The 601-nt window shown below is 41.6% G+C and carries 2 rRNA genes; both read left to right on the forward strand.

The features are described from left to right. The first annotated feature begins 14 nt into the window (after nucleotides 1–14). Nucleotides 15–130, forward strand: a 5S ribosomal RNA gene (gene rrf, locus BTO10_RS23285). A gap of 332 nt (nucleotides 131–462) precedes the next feature. Then, nucleotides 463–601, forward strand: a 16S ribosomal RNA gene (locus tag BTO10_RS23290); the annotation flags it as partial.

Below are 601 nucleotides of genomic sequence, written 5' to 3' on the forward strand. Positions count from 1 at the left end.
AATTTTAAAATTTGCTTGGCGACCATAGCATTGTGGACCCACCTGATTCCATGCCGAACTCAGAAGTGAAACACAATAGCGCCGATGGTAGTGTGGGGCTTCCCCATGTGAGAGTAGGACATCGCCAGGCTTTAAATTCGACTTTGCTTAGAATCTAAGCAAGTCACCATAAAGTTCTAAATAAACTTAGAGTTTTATGTTGACTTCAAAAGTCAATCGCGTATTATACGCATCCGCTTCAACGCTAAAGCGTTGATAGCAAAGCTCTTTAACAATTTAAACCTATCAATCTGTGTGGGCACTCGTTGATGAATATCAAAACTGAAACTTCGGTTTCAACTTGATTTCAATGAACTGAGTGACCAATCGATAATTTATTATCGGCACAGTCAATTCAACATTACTTAGCTTTTTATTAAGCGAAGAGAATGTAATCAGTATTCATTGAGTCACAAAAATCTTAAATTGAAGAGTTTGATCATGGCTCAGATTGAACGCTGGCGGCAGGCCTAACACATGCAAGTCGAGCGGAAACGAGTTATCTGAACCTTCGGGGGACGATAACGGCGTCGAGCGGCGGACGGGTGAGTAATGCCTAGGA

It is taken from the genome of Vibrio chagasii, from assembly GCF_002954585.1.
Lineage (GTDB): Bacteria > Pseudomonadota > Gammaproteobacteria > Enterobacterales > Vibrionaceae > Vibrio > Vibrio chagasii_A.